Annotated in this window: 2 protein-coding genes, 1 tRNA gene and 1 pseudogene; 3 read left to right on the top strand and 1 reads right to left on the bottom strand. The window is 60.3% G+C overall.

Translation table 11 applies throughout. The features are described 5' to 3' along the window. The 3 genes and pseudogenes from WAN71_RS04225 to WAN71_RS04215 form a co-directional block, all read left to right on the top strand. On the top strand, nt 1-706 hold a 706-nt coding region (locus tag WAN71_RS04225), incomplete at its 5' end, for a hypothetical protein (protein WP_422224129.1). 54 nt (nt 707-760) lie between these two features. Further along, nucleotides 761-1,164 (top strand): annotated as a pseudogene (locus tag WAN71_RS04220) (tyrosine-type recombinase/integrase); the annotation flags it as partial. Between the two features lie 4 nt (nt 1,165-1,168). After that, nucleotides 1,169-1,242 (top strand) — tRNA-Ile (locus tag WAN71_RS04215). 65 nt (nt 1,243-1,307) lie between these two features. Here WAN71_RS04215 and WAN71_RS04210 read toward each other — a convergent pair. Next, on the bottom strand, nt 1,308-2,209 hold a 902-nt coding region (locus WAN71_RS04210), incomplete at its 5' end, for a site-specific integrase (protein WP_422224128.1).

The raw sequence follows: 2,209 nt of genomic DNA, 5'->3' as shown, positions 1-2,209 counted from the left end.
GAGAAGCAGTCGGATCCTCGCCGACCCGCCGTTCGTGAGGGTTTCAGAGAAGAAGCTGCCAAGATACTTGAATACGAGTGTCGACTACAGGCCAATACAACAAGCCATCGTGACCGGCCTGCGGAAGGTACAAGTTATAGATGATTTTCTGACCCCCGAAGGTTTAGATCAGGTGCAAAAATTCTGCTTGGAATCTACAGTCTGGCGTCGCCCATACAAGTTCGGCTATGTAGGCGCCTTTCCTGAAGATGGATTCGCGAGCATCTCACTGTTCGCCATAGCAGAAGAACTTTCAGCAGCAGTCGGTGAGGCATTTGATGGATATCAATTAGCACAATGGTGGGCGTTCGCGTACGACACCAAACTGCCGGGAACTGATATTCACGGTGACGACGCCGACTTCTCTTTGAACTTATGGATCACCCCCGATTCTGCGAACCTTGACCCGAGCACGGGCGGCCTTGTTTTTTGGGACAAGACGGCACCTAGCGACTGGAGCTATCAGGACTACAACTCTGGAGGAGAACGGGTCAGGCAGTTCCTCCGGGATCAAAACGCTGAATCGAACGTCATTCCCTATCGCGCGAACCGGGCAGTCCTCTTTGAGGGACACACCTTTCATCGAACTGACGACTTCACGTTCGCACCCGGATTCGCTAATCGGCGACGCAGCGTGACCTTCTTGTTCCGACGCCGCAAGCGGTAATCCGGAGTCACCTACTGCGGCGACGGCCCGGCCCGCCGCCTTTGCGGTTGGTTTCCGGTTCCGGGTCCTGTGTGGGATCGCCTCAAGGATGAGTTACCTGACGACCCCAACTCGTTGGCGTTCCCGCGGCGGCGGGGCGGTTTGCTACCCATTGAGGAGTACCGGCGTGCGTTCGACAACCGGTGCGCCGAGGTCGGCCTTCACGGGCTGGCTCCACATGGTCTCGGCACACCACGGCCTCCCTCGCAATAAGTGTGGGCGCTAATGTCAAGGTCGTGCGATGCATGCTTGGTCACCCGACAGCAGCCATGACCCTGGATCTCTGTGGGCATCTGCTGGACGATGGCTTGTTTGGGGTCGCTGAAGCAGTGGGCAAGGCCATCGACAGTGCCGCGGTATCGCTGCGGTGTTCAGAACCCGATTCTGACAAGCCGGAGCGTATATCAGCAGCTAGTTGATTCAGGGGCGGTAGCTCAGTTGGTTAGAGCCGCGGACTCATAATCCGTTGGTCGCGGGTTCGAGCCCCGCCCGCCCCACGATGAAACGCCAGGTCAGCGCAGGTTCGGGTGCTTGGCCTCATCCCTCAGAGCCCGTCTCGGTGTCACGAGTTGTCACGAGTTGTCACAAGTCTTCCGAAACTGCTCGCGGCATCCTTAAGAGCGTCGTCCTGGCTGTGCGCGTAGGTCGCCATCGTGAACGCCGCCGACGCGTGCCCCAGCCACGCCGCGATCACCGCGATCGGCACCCCACGCAGGTGCATCAACGTCGCGCACGAATGTCTGGCGTCGTGCAGCCGCACGGCCGGAATGCCTAGATCCTTGAGCAGCTTCTCCCACCGCGACGTGATTGCGTCAGGGTGCAAAGGCTCGCCAAGCTGGTTGCTGGCCACGTAGTCGCCGCCGCGATATTGCGAACCCGCGGCAAGGCGATCCTCGATCTGACGCTTGCGCGCGGCCTTCAGCACGTCGACGACCTCGGTGGGCATCGGAAGGGTCCGCTTCGACTTCTTCGACTTCGGCGTCCCGGTCAGCACTTGGCGCTCGACGACTACACGGTTCTCCTCGATCGTCACAGTCCCGCCGCTCAGGTCGACAGACGACCACTTCAGACCCGCAATCTCGCCCCGGCGCAGTCCATACAGGGCGAGCGTCCAGAGGTGCCGATCCCGGCATTCATGGTCGAGGATGCGGAACATCTGATCGCGCGTCAGCGTCTTCATCTCGGCACGCCCCGACTCGTCCACGCGCTCGACGAGCGCCGCGACGTTACGAACGAGGTTGCCCTGCCTCAACTCGGACTCCAGCGCCGACGTGAAAATCGACAGCATGTAGTTCACCGATCGGGGAGACCAGGCAGAACGACCTTCGACTTCGCCAGCTCGCAACCGCTTCACGAGATCGTCAACGTGAGCCTTCGACAGCTTCTGGACCTCGACCTCGCCGAGCTCGTCAGTGACGGCCGACAGCTTTGATTTGTGCCCGAGCAGCGTCGACGCCTTCAGGT

The organism is Mycobacterium sp., assembly GCF_049280035.1.
Classification (GTDB): domain Bacteria; phylum Actinomycetota; class Actinomycetes; order Mycobacteriales; family Mycobacteriaceae; genus Mycobacterium.
Note: the sequence above shows the minus strand (reverse complement) of the source record. Positions and strands in the feature narration are given on the sequence as shown.